At 63.1% G+C, this 23,394-nt stretch carries 20 protein-coding genes, 1 tRNA gene and 1 riboswitch; of the genes, 12 read left to right on the forward strand and 9 right to left on the reverse strand.

The genetic code is table 11. From position 1 onward, the window contains the following. Positions 1-21: 21 nt before the first annotated feature. The 6 genes from GGQ74_RS14950 to GGQ74_RS14975 form a co-directional block, all read right to left on the reverse strand. A complete protein-coding gene (locus GGQ74_RS14950; RefSeq protein ID WP_167942397.1) occupies positions 22-939 on the reverse strand; it encodes an ABC transporter permease in 918 nt (305 codons plus the stop codon). A 1-nt stretch (position 940) separates the two neighbouring features. Continuing rightward, the gene (locus tag GGQ74_RS14955; protein WP_167942398.1) at positions 941-1,918 is read right to left on the reverse strand and encodes an ABC transporter permease; all 978 of its coding nucleotides are present in this window, start codon (positions 1,916-1,918) and stop codon (positions 941-943) included. A gap of 196 nt (positions 1,919-2,114) precedes the next feature. Further along, positions 2,115-3,671, reverse strand: a complete 1,557-nt coding sequence (locus GGQ74_RS14960; RefSeq protein WP_167942399.1) for an ABC transporter substrate-binding protein — start codon at positions 3,669-3,671, stop codon at positions 2,115-2,117. 376 nt (positions 3,672-4,047) lie between these two features. After that, on the reverse strand, positions 4,048-7,644 hold the full coding sequence (locus GGQ74_RS14965; protein ID WP_167942400.1) for a bifunctional diguanylate cyclase/phosphodiesterase: 3,597 nt from the start codon (positions 7,642-7,644) through the stop codon (positions 4,048-4,050). 182 nt (positions 7,645-7,826) lie between these two features. Next, positions 7,827-11,447: a sensor domain-containing protein gene (locus tag GGQ74_RS14970; protein WP_167942401.1), complete on the reverse strand. Its 3,621-nt coding sequence runs from the start codon at positions 11,445-11,447 to the stop codon at positions 7,827-7,829. Between the two features lie 77 nt (positions 11,448-11,524). Continuing rightward, complete coding sequence (locus GGQ74_RS14975; RefSeq protein ID WP_209280220.1) at positions 11,525-11,797, reverse strand: hypothetical protein; 273 nt, start codon at positions 11,795-11,797, stop codon at positions 11,525-11,527. Positions 11,798-11,979: 182 nt separating this feature from the next. On the opposite strand from GGQ74_RS14975, the gene GGQ74_RS14980 reads away from it, so the two are divergent. Further along, positions 11,980-13,374, forward strand: a complete 1,395-nt coding sequence (locus GGQ74_RS14980) for a two-component system sensor histidine kinase NtrB (protein ID WP_167942402.1) — start codon at positions 11,980-11,982, stop codon at positions 13,372-13,374. Here GGQ74_RS14980 and GGQ74_RS14985 read toward each other — a convergent pair. Continuing rightward, a complete protein-coding gene (locus tag GGQ74_RS14985) occupies positions 13,371-14,054 on the reverse strand; it encodes a glycosyltransferase family 2 protein (protein WP_167942403.1) in 684 nt (227 codons plus the stop codon). The two genes, GGQ74_RS14980 and GGQ74_RS14985, sit on opposite strands and share 4 nt — an antisense overlap. 361 nt (positions 14,055-14,415) lie before the next feature. Between GGQ74_RS14985 and GGQ74_RS14990 the strand changes: the two genes are divergently transcribed. The 6 genes from GGQ74_RS14990 (at position 14,416) to pheS (ending at position 18,874) form a co-directional block, all read left to right on the forward strand. Then, a tRNA-Val gene (locus tag GGQ74_RS14990) sits at positions 14,416-14,490 on the forward strand. A 127-nt stretch (positions 14,491-14,617) separates the two neighbouring features. Then, complete coding sequence (gene thrS, locus GGQ74_RS14995; protein ID WP_167942434.1) at positions 14,618-16,546, forward strand: threonine--tRNA ligase; 1,929 nt, start codon at positions 14,618-14,620, stop codon at positions 16,544-16,546. Further along, positions 16,515-17,042, forward strand: a complete 528-nt coding sequence (gene infC / locus GGQ74_RS15000) for a translation initiation factor IF-3 (RefSeq protein WP_342448632.1) — start codon at positions 16,515-16,517, stop codon at positions 17,040-17,042. Before thrS ends, infC begins: the two co-directional genes overlap by 32 nt. Positions 17,043-17,171: 129 nt before the next feature. Further along, positions 17,172-17,375 (forward strand): 50S ribosomal protein L35, encoded by a 204-nt coding sequence (gene rpmI / locus GGQ74_RS15005; protein WP_167942404.1) that lies wholly within the window; start codon positions 17,172-17,174, stop codon positions 17,373-17,375. A 90-nt stretch (positions 17,376-17,465) separates the two neighbouring features. Continuing rightward, positions 17,466-17,819 (forward strand): 50S ribosomal protein L20, encoded by a 354-nt coding sequence (rplT, locus tag GGQ74_RS15010; protein ID WP_167942405.1) that lies wholly within the window; start codon positions 17,466-17,468, stop codon positions 17,817-17,819. 2 nt (positions 17,820-17,821) lie between these two features. After that, positions 17,822-18,874 carry a phenylalanine--tRNA ligase subunit alpha gene (gene pheS / locus GGQ74_RS15015; RefSeq protein ID WP_167942406.1) on the forward strand — a complete coding sequence of 351 codons (1,053 nt, stop codon included), beginning with the start codon at positions 17,822-17,824 and terminating at the stop codon, positions 18,872-18,874. 182 nt (positions 18,875-19,056) lie between these two features. On the opposite strand, the gene arfB is transcribed toward pheS, so the two are convergent. Further along, positions 19,057-19,479 (reverse strand): alternative ribosome rescue aminoacyl-tRNA hydrolase ArfB, encoded by a 423-nt coding sequence (arfB, locus tag GGQ74_RS15020; RefSeq protein ID WP_167942407.1) that lies wholly within the window; start codon positions 19,477-19,479, stop codon positions 19,057-19,059. Positions 19,480-19,544: 65 nt separating this feature from the next. Between arfB and GGQ74_RS15025 the strand changes: the two genes are divergently transcribed. From GGQ74_RS15025 to GGQ74_RS15045, 5 genes are all read left to right on the forward strand, one after another. Continuing rightward, on the forward strand, positions 19,545-19,961 hold the full coding sequence (locus tag GGQ74_RS15025; protein WP_167942408.1) for a NifB/NifX family molybdenum-iron cluster-binding protein: 417 nt from the start codon (positions 19,545-19,547) through the stop codon (positions 19,959-19,961). A 26-nt stretch (positions 19,962-19,987) separates the two neighbouring features. Next, positions 19,988-20,275, forward strand: a complete 288-nt coding sequence (locus tag GGQ74_RS15030) for a hypothetical protein (protein WP_167942409.1) — start codon at positions 19,988-19,990, stop codon at positions 20,273-20,275. Next, the gene (locus GGQ74_RS15035; RefSeq protein WP_209280221.1) at positions 20,272-20,766 is read left to right on the forward strand and encodes a YchJ family protein; all 495 of its coding nucleotides are present in this window, start codon (positions 20,272-20,274) and stop codon (positions 20,764-20,766) included. The genes GGQ74_RS15030 and GGQ74_RS15035 overlap by 4 nt, the downstream gene beginning before the upstream one ends. Positions 20,767-20,775: 9 nt before the next feature. Next, on the forward strand, positions 20,776-21,501 hold the full coding sequence (locus GGQ74_RS15040) for a M48 family metallopeptidase (protein WP_167942410.1): 726 nt from the start codon (positions 20,776-20,778) through the stop codon (positions 21,499-21,501). 217 nt (positions 21,502-21,718) lie between these two features. After that, complete coding sequence (locus GGQ74_RS15045; protein WP_167942411.1) at positions 21,719-22,444, forward strand: MgtC/SapB family protein; 726 nt, start codon at positions 21,719-21,721, stop codon at positions 22,442-22,444. 17 nt (positions 22,445-22,461) lie between these two features. Here the strand turns inward: GGQ74_RS15045 and GGQ74_RS15050 are convergent, their stop codons facing one another. Then, a complete protein-coding gene (locus GGQ74_RS15050) occupies positions 22,462-22,959 on the reverse strand; it encodes a chemotaxis protein CheX (RefSeq protein ID WP_209280222.1) in 498 nt (165 codons plus the stop codon). 152 nt (positions 22,960-23,111) lie between these two features. Further along, a riboswitch (cyclic di-GMP riboswitch) is annotated at positions 23,112-23,188 on the reverse strand. Positions 23,189-23,394 lie beyond the last annotated feature (206 nt).

The following is a 23,394-nucleotide window of genomic DNA, read 5'->3' on the forward strand; positions in this document are numbered from 1 at the left end:
TGCGGTTGAATCTTCACGGCTCTAGTTCTTGTAGAGTTTGGGGTTGAGGAAGTCGCGCATCCAGTCGCCGAGCAGGTTGATGGACAGGATAAGTCCCACCAGCACGACGCCCGGGAACACGGTGATCCACCACGAGCCGCTGAAGAAGTACTCGAAGCCGGACTTGATGAGCGACCCGAGGGACGGCTTGGTCGGCGGCATGCCCAGACCGATGAAGGACAGGGCGGCTTCGCTCATGATGGCGTTGGCGACCTGCACGGTGGAGATGACCAGCACCGGGGTGAGGGTGTTGGGCAGGATGTGCCGCCACATGATGCGCGACGCGGGCAGGCCGATGACTCGGGCCGCCTCCACGTATTCCTTCTTCTTTTCGGCCAGCACGGAGGCGCGCACGGTACGGGCGTACTGCGGCCATTCGGCGAGGCCGATGACGATGATCAGGAAGGGAACGGCGATCTGCTCGTACTTGGCAAGGCCGAAGGCCGCCTGACAGATGGCGCCGAGGAAGATGGCCACCATGTAGGTGGAGAAGGACAGCTGCACGTCGGCGATGCGCATGAGCAGCGAGTCGATCTTGCCGCCGCGGTATCCGGACACGAGGCCCACGAGGATGCCGATCATGGCCTGGAGCGCCACAGCGCCGAGGCCGATGATGACGGACACGCGGGTGCCGTAGAGGATGGTGGACAGCAGATCACGTCCCTGCGCGTCGGTGCCGAGTATGAAGTGGGAATCCGCTCCGCCCATCCAGACGGGGGGCAGCTCGGAGTCCATGACGTCGATCTGTGAGGCGTCGTAGGGGTTCACCGGCGCGGTCAGCGGGGCGGAGAAGCCAGCGATGACGAAGAATGCCAACAGGACGAAGCTCCCCATGGCGAGCGGATCGCGCAGGAAGCTGTAGAGGAAGTAGGATTTCTTGAATCGTTTCCAGATGCTCATGCTATTTCCTGCCTGTCACCCGGACCATGGGGTTCACCAGGCCGTAGATGATGTCCACGATGGTGTTCACGCACACGAAGACCGCGCCCACGAACACGAGATAGGCCACAAGCAGCGAGGAATCCGCGCGCTCGACGGCTTCGAGGAAGATGAAGCCCATGCCCTGCCACTGGAAGACCGTCTCCGTGAGAACGGTGAAGGCGATCATGGTGCCGAGCTGCACGCCGCCCACGGTGATGACCGGAAGCAGGGTGTTCTTGAACCCGTGCACGAGAAGGATGCGCCACGGCTTGAGGCCCTTGGCGCGGGCGAATTTCATGTATTCGGCCTCCAGCACCTCCTTCATCTCGGCTCGGATGAGGCGGATGAACAGGGGCAGCATGACCGAGGACAGCGAGATGCCCGGAAGTATGAGGTGGACGAGACCATCCTTGGTGAGAAGGCCGGTATCCCAAAATCCCCAGAGCTTGACGGTTTCGCCGCGTCCGTATGAGGGCAGCCACTGGAGCTGCACCGAGAAGACGTAGATAAGCATGATGGCTGTCAGGAAGACGGGTATGGACACGCCGACGATGGATCCGCCCATGAAGAAGCGCGAGAGCGCCGCGTTGGGCTTGCAGGCGGAGTAGATGCCCGTCGGGATGGACAGCACGAGGATGATGATGGAGGCCACGAAGACGAGTTCGAGCGTAGCCGGTGCCTTGTGGAGAATGACTTCCATGGCGGGCTGCTTGAAGAAGAAGGACTGACCCAGATCGCCATGCATGGCGTCGGTCACGAAGCGCAACCACTGGACCGGGATGGGGTCGTTGAGCCCCAGCTCCTGGGCGATGCGTGCCCGTTCAGCGACGGATACGGAGATGCCCACGAGATCGCGGACCGGGTCGCCGATGGCCTGCTTGATGCCAAAACCGATGACGCTGATGACCAGCATCACGATGAGTGCCTGCGCAATGCGGCGGACTGTGAATGCGAACATGGCCTATGCTTGTTGTGAGTTACTGGAACACGGTATGCGCGACGGGGGCGCAACCCTCCGGATGGAAAGGCGAAAGCCTTTGATTGGTGCGAAAACGCTTCCGTTTTCGCACCTGCGAAAGCTTTCGCCAAAGCGGGAGGGAATTACCCTCTTGTGGATAATAATGCAAGCCCTCCCGCTCAGGCCTGGGGAAAACCTACTCCATGACGAGGTCGCCGAAGTAGGGGAAGTCCATCACGTTGACGATCTCGTCCACGTTCTTGCACTTGGGGGAAGCGGCCCAGGAGAGGCTCTCCCAGTGCAGAGGCACATAGGCGGCATCCTCGTAGATGATGCGCTCGGCCTTCTGGATCATTTCGGTGCGCTTGGCGGGATTGGTCTCGCTCATGGCATCGGTGATCAGCTGGTCGACTTCCTTGTTGCAGTAGTTGCCGCTGTTGTACTGGCCCATGCCGGACTCGACATTGGGGCACATCAGCAGGTACTCGGTGTAGTTGCTGGAGTCCTCGGTGTCGGGGTGCCAGCCAACCATCTGAATGTCGGCAACCTTGGCGTCGAACTGATCCCAGTACTGGGCCTTGGGCATGGTCTTGAGCTCAACGCGGATGTTGATCTTGGACATCATGGCCACGAACGCCTGGGCAACCTTCTCGTCGTTCACGTAGCGGTTGTTGGGGGCGATCATGGTGCAGGTGAAGCCCTTCTCGAAGCCGGCTTCCTTCATGAGCTGCTTGGCCTTTTCGAGGTCGAAGCGGGGGGTGAGGTCTTCCTGGAAGCTCACGTAGCCGTGGGGGGCCTGCTGGCCAGCGGCCACGGCGCGACCCTTCATGATCTTCTTGGCGATGCCTTCGTTGTTGGTGGCGTAGACAATGGCCTGACGCACACGCTTGTCGGCGAACTCGGCGCGGCGCTGCTGGTTCAGCTGCAGGGTGATGATGCGCGAGCCGGGCATGGTGATCAGGTTGACCTTGGGATCGGCATCAATACGGTCGAAGTCCTGCGGAGGAACGGGATTGATGAAATCGACGTCGCCGGAGAGCAGGGCGGCCACGCGGGTGGCGTCTTCCTTGATGGGGGTCAGGACGATCTTGTCGACGTTGCCGGAATTCTTGTCCCAGTACTCGGGGAACGCGGTGAACTCCATGCGCACGCCGTGCTCGCGGTAGGTCACCATGTACTTGCCGGTGCCGGACTCGTGGGTCAGGGCGAAGGAGGGGCCAACCTTGATGATGGCGTCCTTGGGCTGGCCGGTGGCCTCATCCATGCCGGTGTAGAACACGCTGTCCATCGGGAAGATGTAGGTGGCCATGTTCAGCAGCAGGGGGTAGGGCTTCTTGGTCTTGATATCGACGGTGAAGTCGTCAACAACGACCACATCGGCGAAGGGCTCGAAGAGGCCCTTGAAGTCCTGGCTCTTCTGCAGGCGATGGAAGGTCCACTTCACGTCCTTGGCGGTGAAGGGATTGCCGGAGTGGAACTTCACGCCCTTGCGCAGGTAGAAGCGCATGGTCAGCGGATCGATGCGTTCCCACTTGAGAGCGAGCCTAGGCTCGAAGGTCATGTCCTTGGTCCAGCGGATGAGCGGATCGTAGACGATGTGGGAGTACTGGAGCATGCCGCCGGACAGCTGGACGTGCGGGTCCAGGGACACGGGGTCCGCGTTGAAGGCGACCTTCAGCGTTTTCGCCGATGCCATGGAGCCGAAGCCCAGAAGCATGACGGCGCACATGAAGGAGACAAGAAAGCGTTTCATCAAGCACCTCCGAGTGGATTGTTGGGTAACACAAACCGTTGTGGGCCGCATGGCGGACATCCGCCCGGCGACCTCTGGCGCATCCGATGGGATGCGTTTTTTCGCTGCAAAGCCGTACGTGCGGCGCGAAAAACCGAGTGTGATGGAGACGGAAGACATGCCGACGCTCCCCGACGTCGGCTCCGTCTGTGTCCCTTCGCGTGGTTCCGGAGGCGGAACCGCGCGGAATAATGGCGTTTGAAACTCTTACATTCAGATTTGCGAATTGACAATGTGAAAGTGTAATCGGGACGTTGCGTGTGCAGACGTTGAGAATCACAGTTGTCGCGATGTGAGGATTCGTTGTCGCAGAGACGAGGGGACGGCAGGAGGGAGGTCAGTTGCGAATAACGGTGCTCTCGACGGAGCTGCCGCGCATGGCGGATTTGGCGAGCATGGCTAGTAGGTCGTCGATTTCCATGGGATGGGCGATGAGATAGCCCTGCACCACGTCGCAGCCGAGCGAGCGCAACGTTTCGAGCTGCGGCTCGGTCTCCACGCCTTCGGCGATGACGCGGATGCCCATGGTGGCGGCGAGTGCGGTCATGGCGCGCACGATGCCCTTGTTCTCGCAGTTGGAGCAGATGTTGGTGGTGAAGGTGCGGTCGATCTTGATGACGTCGATGGGCAAGCGCTGGAGGTACGACATCGACGAGTGTCCGGTGCCGAAGTCGTCGAGCATGAGGCCCACGCCGAGGGCCTTGATGCGGCGGAACATGGCCAGCGATGCGGCAGGGTCTTTCATGGCTGTGGTTTCGGTGAGCTCGAGGTTGAGACGGTGTCCGGGCAGGCCGGAGCCGGTCAGCGTGTCCCCCACGTGCCGCGCGAGATCGGAACTGCGCAGTTGGCTGGCCGAGATGTTCACGCTGACGCTGACGTCGCCGGCGATGAGGCCCGCACTGATGAGCCGGGCCATGTCGGCGCAGGCGCGCTGCATGACGAAGCGGTCCACTTGCCCCACCAGTCCGCAGTCCTCGGCGATTTCGATGAACCGCCCCGGCAGCAGCATGCCCCGCTGCGGGTGGCGCCAGCGGGCCAGCGCTTCGAAGCCGACGAGTTCAAGATTACTGGCGCGGTACAGCGGCTGGTAGTGAACGGTCAGTTCCCTTTCGCGCAGGGCGCGGCGCAGGTCTGTCTCGATGGAGAGAATTTCCACGGTGCGTGCGTGCATCTCCTCGTTGAAGACGCTGAAGGTGCCCTTTCCGGCGGCCTTGGCCTCGTACATGGCGATGTCCGCGTCGCGCAGGATGTCGCGCGGGCAGGAGTAGTCCTTGCCCCGCAGGACGATGCCGATGCTGGCGGAGATGGCGAGCTCCGTCGCGTCGACGCGCAGGGGGCGCTCCAGTTCTCGCTGGATGCGGGTAACGATGCGGATGACCTCGCGCGGGGAGTTGAATTCCTCAAGTAGCACGGCGAATTCGTCTCCGCCGAGGCGGGCCATGGTGTCCGTGGTGCGCAACACGGGCTTCAGCCGTTCCGCCACAGCCTCGAGGAGTTTGTCGCCGGTTTGATGCCCGTGGCTGTCGTTGACGTTCTTGAAGCGGTCGAGGTCGAAGAGCAGGACGGCGAACTGGTGCGCGTCGCTGCGGCGGGCGCGTTGGTATGCCCGGTCGAGCCGGTCGTTGAAGAGGTTGCGGTTTGGCAGGCCGGTCAGCGGATCGTGCAGGGCCAGCCGTGCCAGCGCCTCCTCGTTGCGTTTGCGCTCGATGGCCATGGCCGCCTGCTCGGACACGGAGACCATGAGGTCGATGTCGAGCTGCGAGAAGCGGTGCGGGTCTGCGTAGTCCTGCGTGGACATGACGCCGATGACTTTGCCGTCCACGCGCAGGGGCACGCCGAGCCAGACCGCGGAGGGCGTGCCGATGACGTCCACCGCGAGCTGGTCTTCACGGTGCAGCAAGAGCGGCCTGCCCTCGCGCAGAACGGCCATGTTCATGCCGCCGATGTCGTCGTGGGAAATGCCTTCCAGCGCGTCGAGGTGCTTTTCCACCTCGTCGTGCAGGTAGCGGAAGTGCAGGCGGTCCCGCTCCTCGTCGATGAGGGCGATGATGAGGTTGTCGGCGTAGATGTATTCGCGAAGCGTGGCGTGGATGGAGGCGAACAGGTCGTCGAGGTCGCGCGTGGTGCTCACGGCGTTGGAGATGCGGAAGAGCACGGAATTGACGTTCTCGTTGTGCTTGCGGACCGTAATGTCCGTATGTGCCCCGGCCAGCCGCCGTATGCGTCCGCTGGCGTCGCGAGCGCCGGTGCCGCGGCCGAGCACCCAGCGGTAGCTGCCGTCTTTGTGGCGCAGGCGGTATTCGACTTCGAAGCAGTTCGGCTCGCCGTGGATGACGCGTTCGTTCGCGGCGAGGACGCGGCCCTTGTCGTCCGGGTGGATGCGCCGGTGCCATTCTGCGACGTCGTTGCCGATCTCGTGGTCCTCGTAGCCGATGATGGCCTTCCAGCGCGGCGAGAAATAGACGGTGTCGGTATCGACGTCCCAGTCCCAGATGCCGTCGTTGGCCCCTGCCACGGCCAGCGCGTAGCGTTCCTCGCTACGCTCAAGGCGCAGTTCCGCTTCGCGGCGGTCGGTGATGTCACGGATGGATTCGATGGCGCCGATGATGTCGCCGTTGTCATCGACCAGCGGGGAGGCCGTTATCCACAGGTGTGCGCCGCGCTCGCCGCCGAGTTGCGGCACGTGCAGCTCGCAGCGCAGGACGTTTCCGTCGCGCTCGATGTGTGCGTAGTCTTGCGCGTCGATGGGCACATCGCTGTGCAGGTAATCGAGCAGGATGGGGCGGCGCTTGCCGTAGAAGGGCACGGCGTAGGCGTGGTCTCCCCTGCCGAGCATGTCCTCCTTGAGTACGCCGGTCATGTCCTCGATGGCCCTGTTCCAGGCGAGGACGCGGCCCGTTGCGTCCACGACGAAGGTCGCGTCGGGCAGGTTCTCGATGATGCTGGCGAGGCGCTTTCTGGCCTTGCGGTTCTGGCGGTCGGCGTTTTTGTGCGCCATGAGCAGGGCGACGGCCACGAGTCCCGCAATCAGCGATCCCCATGCGAGGGCCTGCTGGTTGTGCAGGTCCGCGAGGATGGTCGCGATTTCCTGATCCGGTGCGGAGAGCGCGATGACGAGCCTGCGTTGGCCGAAGGGCAGCGAATCCCACGCGATGAGCTTGCGCGCCGTTTTGCCGCCGCGTTCGAGTGTGAAGGTGTAGGCGTCGGTCCCCGAAGGCTCGCTGACGAGGCGTCTGTCCACGCGTTGCAGGTCCGGGAAGGAGGCGTGCATGCCGTCGAAGATGTTGCTGCCGATGATCGCCGTTTCGTGGTCGAAGACCACGTTGCCGTTGTCGTCGAGCAGGAAGCCTGCACCGTACTGTCCCGAACGCAGGGGGGCGATGAAGGGCTCGGTGAAGGCGGCGAGGTCGCAGACCATGACGACGATGCCCTCGGGATGGGCCTGTGGGCCAACGGGCTGGAGCAGTCCGAAGAGCTGGCGCGATTCGCAGAGAACGAACGGCGGGACGAAAGGCTGTGTTGTCGCTTCGAGCGTGTTGGCCCAGTACTTGTGTGCCCAGTCCCGGGCGAGGGCGCTGGCGGATGTACCCTCTGGCGTATTGGCCGTTTCCTCGATGGTCGGCCCGGCCTGCGAGGCGAAGAAGCCCACGCTGTGCACGAAGGGGGTGGCAACAAGGAACTGGCGGAGATGATCCCGCAGGGCTGGTGTGGCGTCCGAGTGCGCATGGCCCGGTGGGACGAGCGACGCGAAACCACGTCGAAGCGATTCGATGCGTTCGGTAAGGCCGTGGCGGGCAAGCGTGGTCTGGGTGCGTTGCTGGCTGTTGAAGGACTTTTCGTGTCTGTTGAATGCGCAGCGTTCGATGAATGATGTGGCGATGGTGAAAACAAGGACGACGACAAGCACTCCCACCGCCGCGAGGGCGGGATGCATTGGCCAGCGGGACGCCATCGTGCCGTGATGTCGCAAGTGTTGCATTGGTGGCGAGTACCGTACGGAAAATGTACGGGGAAAACAATATGGATGGTCCTGTTTTCCTTGGAGGATGCAACGAGGCGATGGTGGGTTGCGCGCCGATGTGCCCGGTGGAAGACGAATTTCTGGAATCGGTGCGTTCAGGCGTCGTGCGCGATTGCGTCGTCCAGCGAACGCAGCAGGGCGGTGATGTCGTCCTCGGGCATGGGGCGGCCGAGGAGGAAGCCCTGGATGTATTCGCAGCCGAGGCCCCTGAGCATGGCAAGCTGGCTTTCGTCCTCCACGCCTTCGGCCACCACGTTCAGGCCCACCGAGTGGGCCAGCGTGATGATGGCGCGGATGACCTCGCGGGTCTCGACGTCCCGCCCGAGGCGCGAGGTGAAGGTGTGGTCGATCTTCACTGTCTGTACGGGCAGGTTCGAGATGTAGGCCAGCGACGAGTGGCCGATGCCGAAGTCGTCGATGGCCAGACTCACGCCGAGTCCGCGCAGTTTGCGCAGGTTGGCCTGTGAGACCGTGGGAGCCTCCATGACTGCGGTTTCCGTGATTTCGAGCTTCAGGCAGGACGGCGGCAGCGCGGTTTTGCCGAGGGTGCGCCGGACGATGTTCGTCAGATTGGTCTGTACCGTCTGTCTGGCCGACAGGTTCACGCCCATGGTCAGGTCGCGGCAGCAGGGATGTGCCGCGCGCCAGCGGGCCATGGCCGCGCAGGCCTCTTCCAGCGCAAAGCGCCCGATGGGGAGGATGAGGGCCGTTTCCTCTGCCACGGGAATGAATTCTGCCGGGCTGACGAAGCCGCGTAGCGGATGCCGCCAGCGCAGGAGCGCCTCGAAGCCGACGAGGGCCTGATCCCACGCGCGGAATATGGGCTGATAGACGAGGGTGAATTCGCCGTTGCGCACGGCCCGGCTCAGGCTGTTTCGCAGATCAAGCTGCTGCGTCGCCTGTGCGCGCATGGAGCTGCTGAAGACGCGGAAGCGGCCCTTGCCGCGCTGCTTGGCCTGATACATGGCAATGTCGGCGTCGCGCATGATAGATTGCGTGTCCGCGTAGTCCCTGCCGTTGATCACCACGCCGATGCTGGTGGAGGGCAGGACCTCCTCGCCGGAGAGCGCCACGGGTTCGCCTGTGGCTTCCTGCAAGCGTCTGATGATGCGCACCACCTCGCGGGGTTGGTTGAACTCCTCGATGAGCACGGCGAATTCGTCGCCGCCGAGGCGGGCCATGGTGTCCGTGGCGCGCAGCATGCGGGGGAGCGTGCCTGCGAGGTGCAGAAGCAGCGCGTCTCCGGTCTGGTGGCCGTGGCAGTCGTTGACGAGCTTGAAGTCATCGAGGTCCAGCATGAGCACGGCGAAGCGGTAGTTCTCCCTGCGGCGGGCGCGCGCGATGGCCTGCTCCAGCCGTTCGGTGAACAGCGCGCGGTTGGCCAGCCCGGTGAGGGCGTCGTGGCGCGCCTGATGGGACAGCTCCTCCTCGTTCATCTTGCGCTCAATGGCCATGGCCACCTGTGCCGAGACCGAGACGAGCAGATCGAGGTCGCGCCGGGTGTAGTGGTGTGGGTCCGCGTAGTGCTGGACGGCCATGGCTCCCATGACGGTGTCTGCGATGACGAGCGGCGTGCCGAGCCATTGCTGGGCCTGCGGGCCGATGCCGCCGATGGCGTCGATGCCTGCGCGGTCGAGGAAACGCGGGCAGCCATTGCGGATGATCTCCATGGTCAGACCGGGGGAATCCGCTTCGTCGAGAGGGATGCTCTCGGCGCTGGTGCCTTCGCGCTCGTCGCGAAAATAGGGAAAGTCCAGGCATGCGCGGTGGCGATCGACGGTGGCGATGTAGAAATTTGTGGCGTCGATGTGTCGCAGCAGGATGGAGTGCACCGTGGCATAGAGTTCGTTCAGGTCGCGCGAGGCATGCACCGCGCCGGAAATGGCGAGCAGGATGGAGGAGATGGCCTCCTCGTGCTTGCGTTCGGTGATGTCGGTCAGCGCGCCGGTTATCCGGCAGACCGTGCCGTCGATGTCCTTTAGCCCTGCACCGCGGGTGAGCACCCAGCGGTAGCTGCCGTCCTGATGGCGCATGCGGTATTCGATGTCGAAATGCGTCATTTCCCCACGGATGACTGATTCGAACGCCTCGGTCACGGCGGGGCTGTCCGCCGGATGCAGGCGTGCGTGCCAGTCGTCCAGGCCCGTAGGGGCCTGTGAGGGGGGGATGCCGAGGATGTCGGCCCAGCGCGTGGAGACGTAGAGGCTGTCCGTGCGCAGGTTCAGATCCCAGATGCAGTCGTTGGCGCCAGCGACTGCCAGCGCGTAGCGTTCTTCGCTGGCGCGCAGTCGCCGTTCCGCACGCTTGAGGCGTGTGACGTCGCGGACGGTTTCGATGGCACCGATGACCGCGCCATCGTCGTCGCGCAGCAGGGAGGCTGTTCCGGCAACATGTGCGCCGCGTCCGTTGCGCAGGCTTGGGACGAACGTCTCCACCTGCACCACGTCGCCCACGCGTTCCACCGTGTCGTAGAGGCGCTCCACCTCGCGCGGGCCGTGGCCGATGAGGTCCACGAGCATGGGGCGTCGCTCGCCGTGGAAGAGGCGCGCGTGTTCCCCTTCGCCCCTGCCCAGTATCTCTTCGCTCGGGATGCCGGTCAGCGCGGCCATGGCCGGGTTCCATGCGATGACCGTGCCTCGCGTATCCACCGCGAAGGTGGGGTCTGGGACCACGTCGATGACTTCGAGCATGCGGCGGTAGGCGGCGCGTCTGAAGTGGCGCGTCCTGCGCGCGGTTCCGATGATGACCAGAATGGCCAGCGCGGTCAGTAGCATGGCGCCGATGCCCGCGTAGAGGACGCGCTGGCGCGTGAGCGGAATGGCGGCGATGCTTTCGGGAGCAGTGCAGGCGACGACGATGCGCTGCCCGCCAAGGGCGAGGGAGTCCCACGCCAGCAGCCGGGCCGGTGAGTGGTGCGAGACACCTTTCGGCAGATCGAAGACGTCGCTGCCGTTCGGGATTTTTACGACGCGTCGGGTCAGTTCGCGGATGTGCGGCGGCATGGCGCTGGTGGGTTCCATGAGATTCGTGCCGCACAGGGCGTCGATGAAGCAGTCGATGATGGTTCCCTGCCCGTCGATGACGGTGCAGAACCGGTGCTGCTTGGGGTCGTTGAGTGGTGAGGTCTCGAAGGCCAGGCGCGAGCAGTCGATGACGCAGCACAGGATGCCGGTCAGTTCACTGTCCGCGCGGACCGGAACGGTCAGCGCCATGACCATCGTGTCCCCAAGGCGTGTGCCCGGGGAGAGCCGTGTGTCGGCCGGGAGGTGGGCTGCCTCCGCGCCCACGAGGCTTCGCAGGGCGGGTGTGTCGAAGCCTTCGGCCGCATGCAGGAGCAGCGCGCCGTCGTGCAGCCGCGTATAGGAAACGGCCCGAATGGCCGGAAAGATCATGGACAGTCGGGCGAGATTGGCGCGGGCTCCGGTCTCCGGCATGCGTCCCTTCTCGAATCGGGGGAGTAGGTCGCTCGCGAAGACCTGTGTGGCCGTGGCGATGGTGCCGAGGCGCGAGGCGATGGTTTCGCGGATGGTGGCCGCCTGCTGGCTGAGCTGGGTGGTGTAGGCCGCCCGCTGGCTACGGGTTGCGAGGATGTTTGCGTAGACGAGGGCGCAGGCCAGACCAGCGCAGAGGATGGCGATGATTGCTGCGTATGCAATGCGCCGTCTGAAGCCCCTGCCGAGAAGAATCTGGCGGAGGGTGGAGTCGCGGTGGCGCATCGCGCGAAACATAGTACAGGCGGAGGCAAAAAAAAAGCCCCGGCAGGCGGGGCTTTTTGGTGAAGACAAGATCGGGGCTACTTTTTGCACATATCCATGTAGGATGATCCGCAATAGGTGGCGAGATTGAATGACGTGTAGTTGTTCGCCGGGTCCTCGGCGTAGCGGAATCCGAGCTTTGACTCGGGATTGAATTCGGCCACGGTATTGTTGGAGTCGAGAAAGAGCGGGCACTGGTTGTTGTTGCAGACGAGCAGGATGCCCCAGCCCGTTTCCGGCGGCCCCATCCACGGCTCAAGCAGCTGTCCGCAGTGCGGGCACTTCCGGTCTGTGCGGATTTCGTCTTCCATATCGGAACTCCTTGTGTGTGAGGATTTGTGACTGATTTCACGTAGACCTAATGCCTTGGGCGTACGTTGTCCAGAGGCCCCCGCAAAAAACCGTGCGGGGCGGGAGTTGGTGCGGCCTTGATCTGTTCGGATCAATGCCGCATGGTATGTGTATGAAAATGGCGAAGACGCGGGGAGGTCGCATGCCGGTGAAGCGCATACGGGTGGACCGAGCGCTGGTCACGGTGCTGGTGTACGCCGTGTTCGGCTTCGCATGGATATTGTTCTCGGACTGGGCGCTGGAAATGCTGGTGCCTGATCCTCGGATCGCGCTGGTCATCCAGACGTGGAAGGGCTGGCTGTTCGTGCTGGTCACGGCGCTTTTGCTCTATGGCATGATACGGCGAAACTTCGCGGCCCTCAGGACGAGTGAGCGACAGGCGTGGATTCTTGGGGCGCGCCTGCGCAGTGTCATGGATTCCATGGCCTGCGCTGTCATCGCCATCGACGCGGATGGGCGAGTGGTTGCCGTCAACACGGTGGCCCTCGCCATGGCCGAGCGGGACGAGGAGGCGCTCGGGGCGGATGTGTTCGAGGCCTTCGCGGTGCTGGAACCATGCCGCGAGCAACTCGCCTTGGCCCTGTCGGGGCGTCGTCCGCCGTCCGTGCGGCTGGAATCCTCGGGAGGCGTGGCACCGCGCCATCTGGTGGCTGAGAGCTTCCCGCTGGCCGGTGGTGAGGGCGGGGCCGTCCTGCGCGTGGACGATGTGACGGAGCAGGTGCGGCTGGAGTCCATGATGGCGCAGACCGAAAAGATGATTTCCGTGGGCGGGCTGGCATCGGGCATGGCCCACGAGATCAACAACCCCTTGAGTGGCATTGTGCAGGGTGCCCAGAATATCATGCGGCGGCTCGATCCGCTCATGGGCACCAATGCCGAGGTCGCCGAGCGGCTGGGTGTCCCGGTGGAGAGCGTGCGGGGGTATCTCGAAGAGCGCGGCGTGCTGCGCATGCTCGACGGCATTCGCGAATCGGCCCTGCGTGCCGCGCGCATCGTGTCCAATATGCTCGATTTCGCCCGGCGTAGCGATTCGTCCCCCGTGCCGTGTGATCTCAATGCCGTGGTTGCGGGAGCTGTGGAATTGGCTTCGGGCGATTACAGCTTGCGGCGCGGCTACGACTTTCTGGCCATTGAGATCGTCAGGGAGTTCGCCGACCCTCCGCCGCCCGTGTGTTGCCATCGTTCGGAACTCGAACAGGTGGTGTTCGGCCTGCTCAAGAACGCGGCACAGGCCATGACGGACGCGGGGACCGCGAATCCGCGCATCGTCCTGCGTACGGGACGGCGCGGCGAATGGGGCTTTCTGGAGGTTGAGGACAACGGTCCGGGCATGCCCCCGGAGGTGCAGCGGCGCGTTTTCGAGCCGTTCTACACGACCAAGCCGCCCGGAGAGGGGACCGGGATGGGGCTGTCGGTCGCCTATTTTATCATTGTGCGCAATCACGGCGGACAGTTTCAGGTTGAGACGCGGCCAGGGCAAGGAGCGCGCTTCACGGTGCTTCTGCCCATTCTCGAACCCGACGAGTGTCATCTCTAGTCGGGCGAAGCCGCCTGCCGCCAGTTGACGCCTTCCGTGTCCAGCCCGCGCCCCGCGTCGTACACGCCAACCACGGCGTCGAGGACGCGGCGGGATTTCGCCCTGCGCCAATAGTGGAAAATGTTCGTGTAGTCAGCCTCGTAGCCGCCCCTGCTGGTCCAGCCGCCGCAACGCACCACCGCCAACTCGCGCGATACGCACACGCACAGCGGGTCGATGTTCGTGGGGCGCACGAGCTCGCGGTCGTCGCCCACACGCGGCAGCAGCGGGACATCCGCGAAGGCGCGGGAGGTGTCGATGCGCGCGACGATCATCTCGTGGTCGAGGTGGGCGTGGTAGATGCAGAGCGCTTCCGGCGTCAGGGCGTTGTCGTCGTCGAGAAACAGGACGTGGCCCCCGCGCGCGGCCCGAAGCAGCGTATTGCGCACGGCGTTGCCGTAGTCGCCGTCGCGAGGCAGGTCGAAGAAGCGCACGAAGTCCGGGGGCGGGCCGCCGTCGGGCCCGAGGCGCGGGCCGCGCATGCCGTCGAAGCCGACGAGCATTTCGATATGAATGGACGGGCCGATCGCTTCGCGTAGCCGGGTGAGGGCTTCGGCCACGCTGCCCATGGCGAGGCGCAGCGCCTGCGGACGGCGTCCGCCGCTTGGGGTGATGATGGAGAATGTGATGGGCTGCTGCATGGCTGGTCCTCAGAATTGTCTATCGTTAGTGTGCCATCGTGCGTCCGAGAGTCAAGACGGGATGGGGTGTGACGTGTCGGACGAGGGATGCGCGGCGCAAGGGTGAATACTGGCGGATGCCGGGCATTTCAATGACGGATTCGATGGGGAGGGCGGTGACGTGATGGCTACCTCAAGAAGTGTCTTGCGAAGGCTTGAACAGGTAAAGTCATTGAATTCGGTATGTTGAGATTGAAAAGCCCGGATATTCCCGCTGTCCGCGAAAAAAATGTGAACGAAATTTTAGAAACCGCTTGACGGTGAGGGGTGAAATCTGTAGACACCGTTTTCGCGACGACGTCATCGGCGTCCGCGACGAAGTAGGCCCGTAGCTCAGGGGGAGAGCACTTGCTTGACGCGCAAGGGGTCAGCAGTTCAAATCTGCTCGGGCCTACCACTTCGAATCTACAGGGAGGCCTATGGCCTCCCTTTTTTATTAAAGGTCTATGCACATGGGGTGGTTCGCATTGTAGGCGGGAACCCCGAAACAAAGGAGTAACGACGTGCAGGTTGCGGTTGCCGACATGGCTGTGGACGCACAGGCAGGTATGGCTTGCGGCGAGATCCTCAAGAAGGCGCTTTCCGGCAAGAAGTTCAAGAAGGTTGTGGCATGCAGATGCGGCGAAACTCTTCTGGATCTGAGCCGAACTATTAGCGAGACTTGCACCGAGCTCACTCCCGTTTATGACGACACCCCCGAGGGACTCGCCGTCATCAGGCACAGCGCGGCGCACATCATGGCCGAGGCCGTGAAGCGTCTCTTTCCTTCCGCCAAGGTCACCATTGGCCCGGCCATCGAGAATGGCTTCTACTACGATTTCGATTTCGAACGTCCCTTCACCCCCGAGGATCTTACGGCCATCGAGGCCGAGATCGAAAAGATCGTCGCCGCCGACGCTCCCTTCGTCCGCAAGGAGATGAGCAAGGCCGAGGCCCGTGCGCTCTTTGATTCCATGGGCGAGACCTACAAGGGCGAAATCATGGACGATCTGGGCGGAGACGAGTTCTCCGTGTACACGCAGGGCGGCTTTGTCGACCTGTGCCGCGGTCCCCACGTTCCGTCCACCGGATTCCTCAAGGCCTTCAAGCTGACCAGCGTGGCTGGCGCCTACTGGCGCGGCGACGAGAAGAACAAGATGCTCCAGCGCATCTACGGCACGGCGTTCGCCACTGCCAAGGAGCTCAAGGAGCACCTCGACCGCATCGAGGAGGCCAAGAAGCGTGACCATCGCAAGCTCGGCCCCCAGCTGGACCTGTTCAGCTTCCAGGAGCGCGGCGGCGCGGGCATGGCCTACTGGCATCCCAAGGGTGCCCTGCTGCGCACCATCCTCGAAGACTTCGTGAACCGCGAGATGCTGCGGCGAGACTACGACATCGTGCGTACCCCGCAGATTCTCAAGCGCGAGCTGTGGGAGGCCTCCGGCCACTACGACAACTACCGCGAGAACATGTACTTCACGGAGATCGACGAGCAGCCCTATGGCGTGAAGCCCATGAACTGCGTAGCGCACATGCTTATCTACAATTCGCATCTGCGCAGTTATCGCGATCTGCCCAAGCGCTATTTCGAGTTCGGCGTGGTGCACCGCCACGAGAAGTCGGGCGTGCTGCACGGCCTGCTTCGCGTCCGCCAGTTCACGCAGGACGATGCTCACATCATCTGCCGTCCGGACCAGCTCCAGGACGAGATCAAGGGCGTCATGCGCTGGATTCAGGACCTCATGGGCCTGTTCGGCTTCGAGTACACCATGGAGCTGTCCACCCGTCCTGAGAAGTCCATCGGCTCCGACGAGGACTGGGAGCGCGCGACCGTCGCTCTGGTGGATGCCATGGAAAGCATGGGTCTGCCCTATGAGGTCAACGAAGGCGATGGTGCGTTCTACGGCCCGAAAATCGACGTGAAACTGCATGATTGCCTCGGTCGCGAGTGGCAGTGCTCCACCATCCAGGTCGATTTCACCTTGCCAGAACGTTTTGACATGGTTTACATCGGCGAAGATGGTGAGCGTCACCGCCCGGTGATGGTCCACAGAGCCATCATGGGTTCCGTGGAGCGTTTCATCGGCGTGCTCACCGAGCACTTCGCCGGTGCGTTCCCCACGTGGCTGGCACCCGTACAGGCCCGAATCCTGACCGTTACCGATGCCCAGCACGAATTTGCCGAGAAGGCGCGCCTGTTCCTGCGGGAGCATGGCATTCGGGTCGAAGCCGACCTGCGCAACGAGAAGCTCGGCTACAAGGTGCGCGAAGCGCAGCTTGAGAAAGTTCCGTACCTGCTTGTCGTGGGAGACAAGGAGGTCGAGGCCCAAGGCGTCAACGTGCGCCTGAGGGGCGAGAATCTGGGGCTGAAGACCCTGGAGGAGACTGTAAACATGGTTCTCGAAGATTGCCGGGAACCGTTCAAACGCGGAGGAATGAGCTATAGCTTCAGCAGCTATTCGTGCCCGGTGTAATAGGCAGATTCGCGCACGCGAAGTGCTTGTGATCGGAGCGGAAGGAGAGCAGGTCGGCGTCGTTTCTACTGACGAGGCCCTGCGGATGGCCCACGAGCTTGGGCTGGATCTGGTGGAAGTGGCGCCCAACGCCAAACCCCCGGTCTGCAAGATCATGGACTTCGGCAAGTACAAGTACGAGCAGCAGAAGAAACTTCAGGCTGCCCGTAAGAAGCAGGCCGTTGTCCAGATCAAGGAAATCAAGATGCGCCCCAAGACGGACGATCACGATTTCAACACCAAGCTCAAGCATGTTCGCCGCTTTCTGGAGGATGGTGACCGCTGCAAGGTGACCATTTTCTTCCGTGGGCGCGAGATCGTGCACAAGGATCGTGGCATGATTGTTCTGGACCGAGTGGTCGAAGCCGTTGCCGACATTGCCAAAGTCGAGCAGCAGGCCCGGGCCGAGGGCAGAACCATGAGCCTTTTGCTTGCACCGGTTGCCAAGAAGCAGTAATCCTCCGCGAGCAAGACGCCATGGCCGCACCAGTTGCGGTCAAGCGATATGTCCGGAACGGAAACAGCGTCGGCGGCCCCCTTGCCATGGGGGGCCGCTGTTTGCGCATTCCACAGCAAGGAGACAGCAATGCCCAAGATCAAGACGAACCGCAGCGCCGCCAAGCGCTTTCGTGCGACCGGCTCCGGCAAGATCCGTCGTCGCAAGCAGGGCCTGCGCCACATCCTGACCAAGAAGAGCGCCAATCGTAAGCGCCGCCTCGGTCAGGGCGCTCTGGTCGACAAGACCAACGAGCGCGCAGTGAAGCGCATGATCCCCGCGCTCTGCAAGTAAGCAGACGCGAGTTCCCAACCATCCATAGAATGTCGTTCTCCCTGCCAAACCGGGGCAACCTTGGGGGCGGGGTAAAGGAGGAAACGAACGATGAGAGTTAAGAGAGGCGTCACCGCCAAAAGGCGTCACAAGAAATATTTGAAGATGGCGAAGGGCTACCGTGGTGCCCGCAGCCTGCTGTACACCACAGCCCGCGAGACCGTTGAGCGCGCGCTCGTCTACGCCTTCCGTGACCGTAAGGTCCGCAAGCGCGAGTTCCGCAAGCTGTGGATCATGCGTATCAACGCTGCCGCGCGCGAGCACGGCATGTCCTACAGCAAGTTCATGCACGGCCTGAAGCTGGCCGGCGTCGAGCTGAACCGCAAGGTGCTGGCCGATATGGCCGTCCGTGAGAAGGCTGCCTTCGCAAAGGTCGCCGAGATCGCCAAAAGCAAGCTCGACTAGCCATGTCTGACGCAGGAAAGAAGCTCATAGACGAACTGGGTGCCATCGTCCCCGCCTTCCGCGAGGAGCTGGGACAGGCCGGTTCCGTTGATGCTCTGGAGGAACTTCGTGTGAAGTTCCTCGGCCGCAAGGGCCAGTTGGCCACCCTGCTTTCAGGCCTGCGCGACCTGTCCGAGGAAGACCGCCCCGAGGTTGGCAAGGTCGGCAATCTCGTCAAGAACGAGCTGACCGAACTCTTCGCCGCCCGCGAGGCCTCACTGGCACAGGAGAAGGAAGACGCGGCCCTGTCGCTGTTCGATCCCTCCATGCCGGGGCGTACGCCCGAAGTAGGGTCCCTGCATCCCATCACGCTGGTCATGGAGGAAATTTGCTCCGTGTTCGGCAGCCTGGGATTCGAGGTGGTCACCGGTCCCGAAGTCGAAACCGACTTCTACAACTTCGAGGCTCTGAACCTGCCGCCCGAGCACCCCGCCCGCGATATGCAGGATACCCTGTACATCACGGATCAGGTGCTGCTGCGCACGCATACCTCGCCGCTGCAGGTCAGAACCATGCTCGGTCGCAAGCCGCCTGTCGCGGTCATTGCTCCGGGCAAGGTCTACCGCCGCGATTCCGACCTTACGCACACGCCCATGTTCCATCAGATCGAAGGACTTCTGGTGGATCACAACGTGAGCATGGCCGATCTTCGCGGCACGCTGACGTCGTTCGTGCGCCAGGTGTTCGGAACCGATACCCGGGTCCGCTTCCGCCCGAGCTTCTTCCCCTTCACCGAGCCCAGCGCAGAGGTTGATATCAGCTGCGTGATGTGCGGTGGAAAGGGCGAGGTGAACGGCGAGCCCTGCCGTGTCTGCAAGCAGACCGGCTGGGTTGAGATCCTCGGGTGCGGCATGGTCGATCCGCAGGTCTTCAAGGCCGTGGGATACGACCCCGAAGTCTACACCGGTTTCGCTTTCGGACTCGGCATCGAGCGAGTCGCCATGCTCAAGTACGGCATTGGCGACCTGCGCATGTTCTTCGAGAACGATACGCGCTTCCTGCGTCAGTTCTGCTAGGTAAGACACCACACCGGACATATCCATAAAATGGCAGAAGGCCCCGCGATTCGTCGCGGGGCCTTTTTTATGCGGTCTGGGTCGCATCCCGGAAAGATCCCGGTTGGGAGTGTGTGGCGCGGCGCGGGATGCGCCGGGTCGGGCGTGCGGTGTTGTCGGGATGTGGCCGTCGGGCAGGGGTTCTAGTCGTCGCCGCTGACCTTGCCGCGCAGGCGTTTGGTGTCGCCGCGACGTTTCTTTTCGGAAACGCGGCGCTTGGTCGAGGCGAGGGTGGGGCGCGTGGGGCGGCGCTTCTTGTGCACGATGAGCGCCTGCCGCAGGAGTTCCACAAGGCGCTCCACGGCCAGCGCCTTGTTGGTCGATTGGCTGCGGCTGTCGTCCGCGCTGACGCGCAACACGCCGCGGGTGTCGATGCGTGAGGCCAGCGCGGTCATGATGCGGGCCTTCTGTGCGTCGGTGAGGCTTGGCGAGCCAGCCACGTCGAAGACGACGGTGACGCGCGTCTCGACCTTGTTGACATGTTGGCCGCCGGGGCCGCCGGAGCGGGAGGTCTCGAAGTTCAGTTCCCTATCGGGAAGCTCGCAATTGTTGTTGACTTTGGGCACGCCATATCTACCTTGTTCGTCGTGCGGGCTGCCCGCACGAATTCGGGAAATTCAGGAGAGAGAACATGAAGATCGCGTTCCCCACCAAAACGGTCAACGGCGGAGCCGTCGTGGACAGCCATTTCGGTCATTGCGAATATTTCACCGTCGTCACCATCGACGATGCAACACGCTGCGAAGTCGCGCGGGTGCGCATGGACGCCCCCGAGGGCTGCGGCTGCAAGTCCAATGTGGCCGAGCTTCTGGCAGCGGACGGCGTGAGCGTGATGCTCGCGGGCAACATGGGCCAGGGTGCCGTGGACCGGCTTGCCGGTGTGGGCGTGCAGGTCATCCGTGGTTGCGACGGCGGCATCGACGACATTCTGTTGCGCTGGCTGGCCGGAGAGGTCGAGGACAACGCGGAAATCTGCGCCCATCATGACGAAGATGGCCATGGTTGTCATCATTCCCATGAGCCCGTGTCCCTCGAACCGCTCGCCTGATCATGCCTTGCGCAGCCGAGATCCGCGTGAAGCGGTATCCGCTGGACGCGAAGCTGGCCTTTTTCCGGCTTGAGGTGTCCGACGAGACGAACGTCGCCGGACTCGTGCATCTCGTGGAGCGGCTGGAGCGGGCCGTGGCCGAGTACACGTCCGAGACCAAGGTGACCTTGACCAGCGACGGTGGAACGTTCATCGTCGTTTTTCTTACAGACAAACAGCCCATAGACAAGGCGGGCATGGAGACGCTGGCCGCCGAGGTCGTGCGCTGCCATGCCGGAGCCGGGGCTTCCCCAGAGCAAGGAAACGATACATGAGCATTGAGAATTGTCCCTGCGGTTCGGGCCGCGCTTACGCCGAGTGCTGCGAACCCCACATCACCGGAGCGACACCCGCGCCCACGGCCGAGGCGCTCATGCGTGCCCGCTACACCGCGTTTAGCGTCGGCGCGTTGGATTATCTGCATGACACCCTTTCCGAGAAGAAGAGGCATCTGCACGATCCCGAAGCTGTGAAGCAGTGGGCCGAGACCAGCACATGGCTGGGCCTCGAAGTGCATGGCGTGATGGGCGGTGGCGAGAATGACGAGACCGGCGAGGTCGATTTCACCGCCACCTTCGAGCAGAAGGGTGTGCGTCAGCAGCATTCCGAACTGAGCCAGTTCCACCGCGAGAACGGCCTGTGGGTATATGCCGATGGCCGCGTGCGCGGCAATCCCACCGTGCGCCGCGAGGAGCCGAAGATCGGCCGCAACGATCCCTGCCCCTGCGGCAGTGGGCGTAAGTACAAGAAGTGCTGCGGCCGCTAGCGGTGGGCGATGAGTGACGCGTCGCCCGCGGGTGGCTGGCCACCGGCCCATAGCGTGCGCGAAAGCCGTCGCGCACGGCGGGTCACCTTGCGGGTGACGGCTCGTCGCGGGCTTGAAATCGTGGTGCCGGAAGGCTTCGACCATTCGCGCATTCCTGCTATCATCGAGGGTCGGGCCGAGTGGATCGAGCGGGTCTTTCGGAGTCTCGAACGCCGGGGCATCGTCCCCGGCGAAGCTCCGATGATTCCGCAATCCCTCGATCTCGCCGCGTGCGGGGAGCGCTGGTCCCTTGAGACGCTGGCGCGCCCCGGCACGTCGGCCCGGCTGACGCAGGCCGGGCCCCGTCGCCTGCTTTTGGTCAACGGGAGTGGGGAAGACGGTCCGCGTCTCGTGCGGGCATGGCTTCAGGACCAGGCCCGCGCGGTGCTGGTTCCTTGGCTGCGCGAATTGTCCGCCGAATTGGACTTGCCCTTCGAGCGCGCGCAGGTGCGCGGCCAGAAGACCCGCTGGGGCAGTTGCTCCGGTCGCGGGACCATAAGCCTCAATTTCAACATCCTCTTCCTGTCGCCGGAACTGGCGCGCTATGTGCTGGTTCACGAGCTTTGCCACATCCGACACATGGACCATTCGCAGAATTTCTGGCGTTTGGTCGCGCGGTTCGAACCGCGCTGGGCCGAACTGGACGCCGAATTGTCGCGCTCCGGCCGGCGTGTTCCCGTGTGGCTCGGACTCTGAAGCGACGGAAAAGTCGCCTTGGTCGACGCTCGCGTATCCGTTTACGGAGTGCATGGCCACTGGCGCTTCGTCGGAAGTGCGACGCAATGCCACGTCGAAAATGGGCAAAAGGATATGCGGCCCTTGCAAAGCGCAAGTGCCTGGAATAGTGATGGGCTTACTGGAACGACATCAACAGCGCCGAAGACAGTGGCGTTGAGGCGGAGAGTGGAGTCCGATGGTTATTCTGAACGATATCATACTTCATCTGCCCGCGTGGGGCGATTCGCTGGTGAAGATCGCCGTGGCGGGCGCCCTTGGCGGGGCCATTGGCTGGGAGCGCGAGGCGCACGGTCAGGCCGCCGGTTTTAGGACGAACATCCTCGTCGCCCTTGGCGCATGCCTCATGATGCAGCTCTCCATGGAGATGGAGGTCATGTATCGGCATTTGAGCCAGATGAGTGTCGTCCGGCTGGACCCTTCGCGCATCGCGTCCTACGCCATCGCCAGTATGGGCTTCCTTGGCGCTGGTGCCATCATCAAGGGCCGGGGCACCGTGCGTGGGCTGACCACGGCGGCCAGCCTGTGGATGGTCACGGGCATCGGCCTGTGCGTGGGTGCCGGGTTCATCATGCCCTCGGTGATGGTCACGCTGATCAGTCTTGTTTTGCTGTCCGGCCTTGGGCACAAGCTGACGCGTACCATCCATCAGGATCTCTATTCGCTGCTCACCGTGACTTGCCATTGCCCGCTGACCACGCTCAAGCATTTGCGCAACGTGCTCGAAATGTACGGCGTGCAGATTCATACCGTGAACTGCCATAAGGATGTGAAGGACGGGCTGGCGACCTACAGGCTGCGCCTGCTGTCCAAGGATGACATTCCGCGTGCGCAGATCATGGGCGATCTGCTGCACCTTGAGGGGCTGGAGTCCCTGTCGTGGGAGGAGGCCGACGTTCCCTGATTCGGGAGCTCGGTTCGTCAGGCGCGCAGTCTCGCGTCCGTCGTTGTCTCGCCGAAGCAGACCTCGACGGTGACGTCGCCAAACATGGTGGCGAAGCTGAGCCCGAGGATGGGCCCGTCCGCGCAATGCGTGATGGGGTGTCCCGGTCCGGAAAGCACGGTGGGGATGCCCGCGCGGTAGGAACTGCCCTGAGCGGCCAGTCCCTGTCTGGCCTGACCGGAGATCATGTTCGTGATTTCGCCCACCGCGTCGCGCACGTCTTCCGATATCTCGTCGAACGTTTCCCCCAGCATTCTTCCCGCGATTTCGAGCGCCGCCCTTCTGGCGAAGGTCACGGCGACGGTTCCGGGGCGCTCTCCGGTAAGCGGAATGAGTCCCGTCACGTCTCCATTGGCGGTGCTATCTTTCTTGATGAAGGGCTTTCCGGGCCGGGCCTGAACCTTGGCCATGGTCCCGAGGACGTCGATCACGCTCGCAAGGAACGGGTTGACGATGTTCACGTCAATACGCTGCATATTCATGAATCCTTCGCGATGCCCGTGGTATCGGGCAGATTTTTTCTGAAGCAACGCGACGTGACGGCGGGCAAGAAAAAAACGGCCGGGTGGCCGTTTCGGGTGGGCGTGCGGTGCGGGACGCTTTTGCCCATTGGGCGTGTGCGTTCCGCGAAGGCAACCCGGCTGCCTCCTGTGGAGGCCCGTGGCTTTCCGTCCCCGCCTCGCGGCGGGTTTGGCGTTGTCTGCGAGGGGCAACCTATGCATTTCGGTATGCAGTCGTCAACACGTTTGTATGGCGTACCCGGTTGGCCCTGTTGCACGGGGTGCGCCAAGGCGAGCGGAACACGTAGCGAGTGGCTCGGAGGGTCTTGAATTTTCGTCGGTATGTGCGACAATGTGCGATAGTGGACCGTGTTCCGTTTTGCATGACAACCGAAGCATTGCCATGGGAGC

Source organism: Desulfobaculum xiamenense (genome assembly GCF_011927665.1).
Taxonomy (GTDB): Bacteria; Desulfobacterota; Desulfovibrionia; order Desulfovibrionales; family Desulfovibrionaceae; genus Desulfobaculum; species Desulfobaculum xiamenense.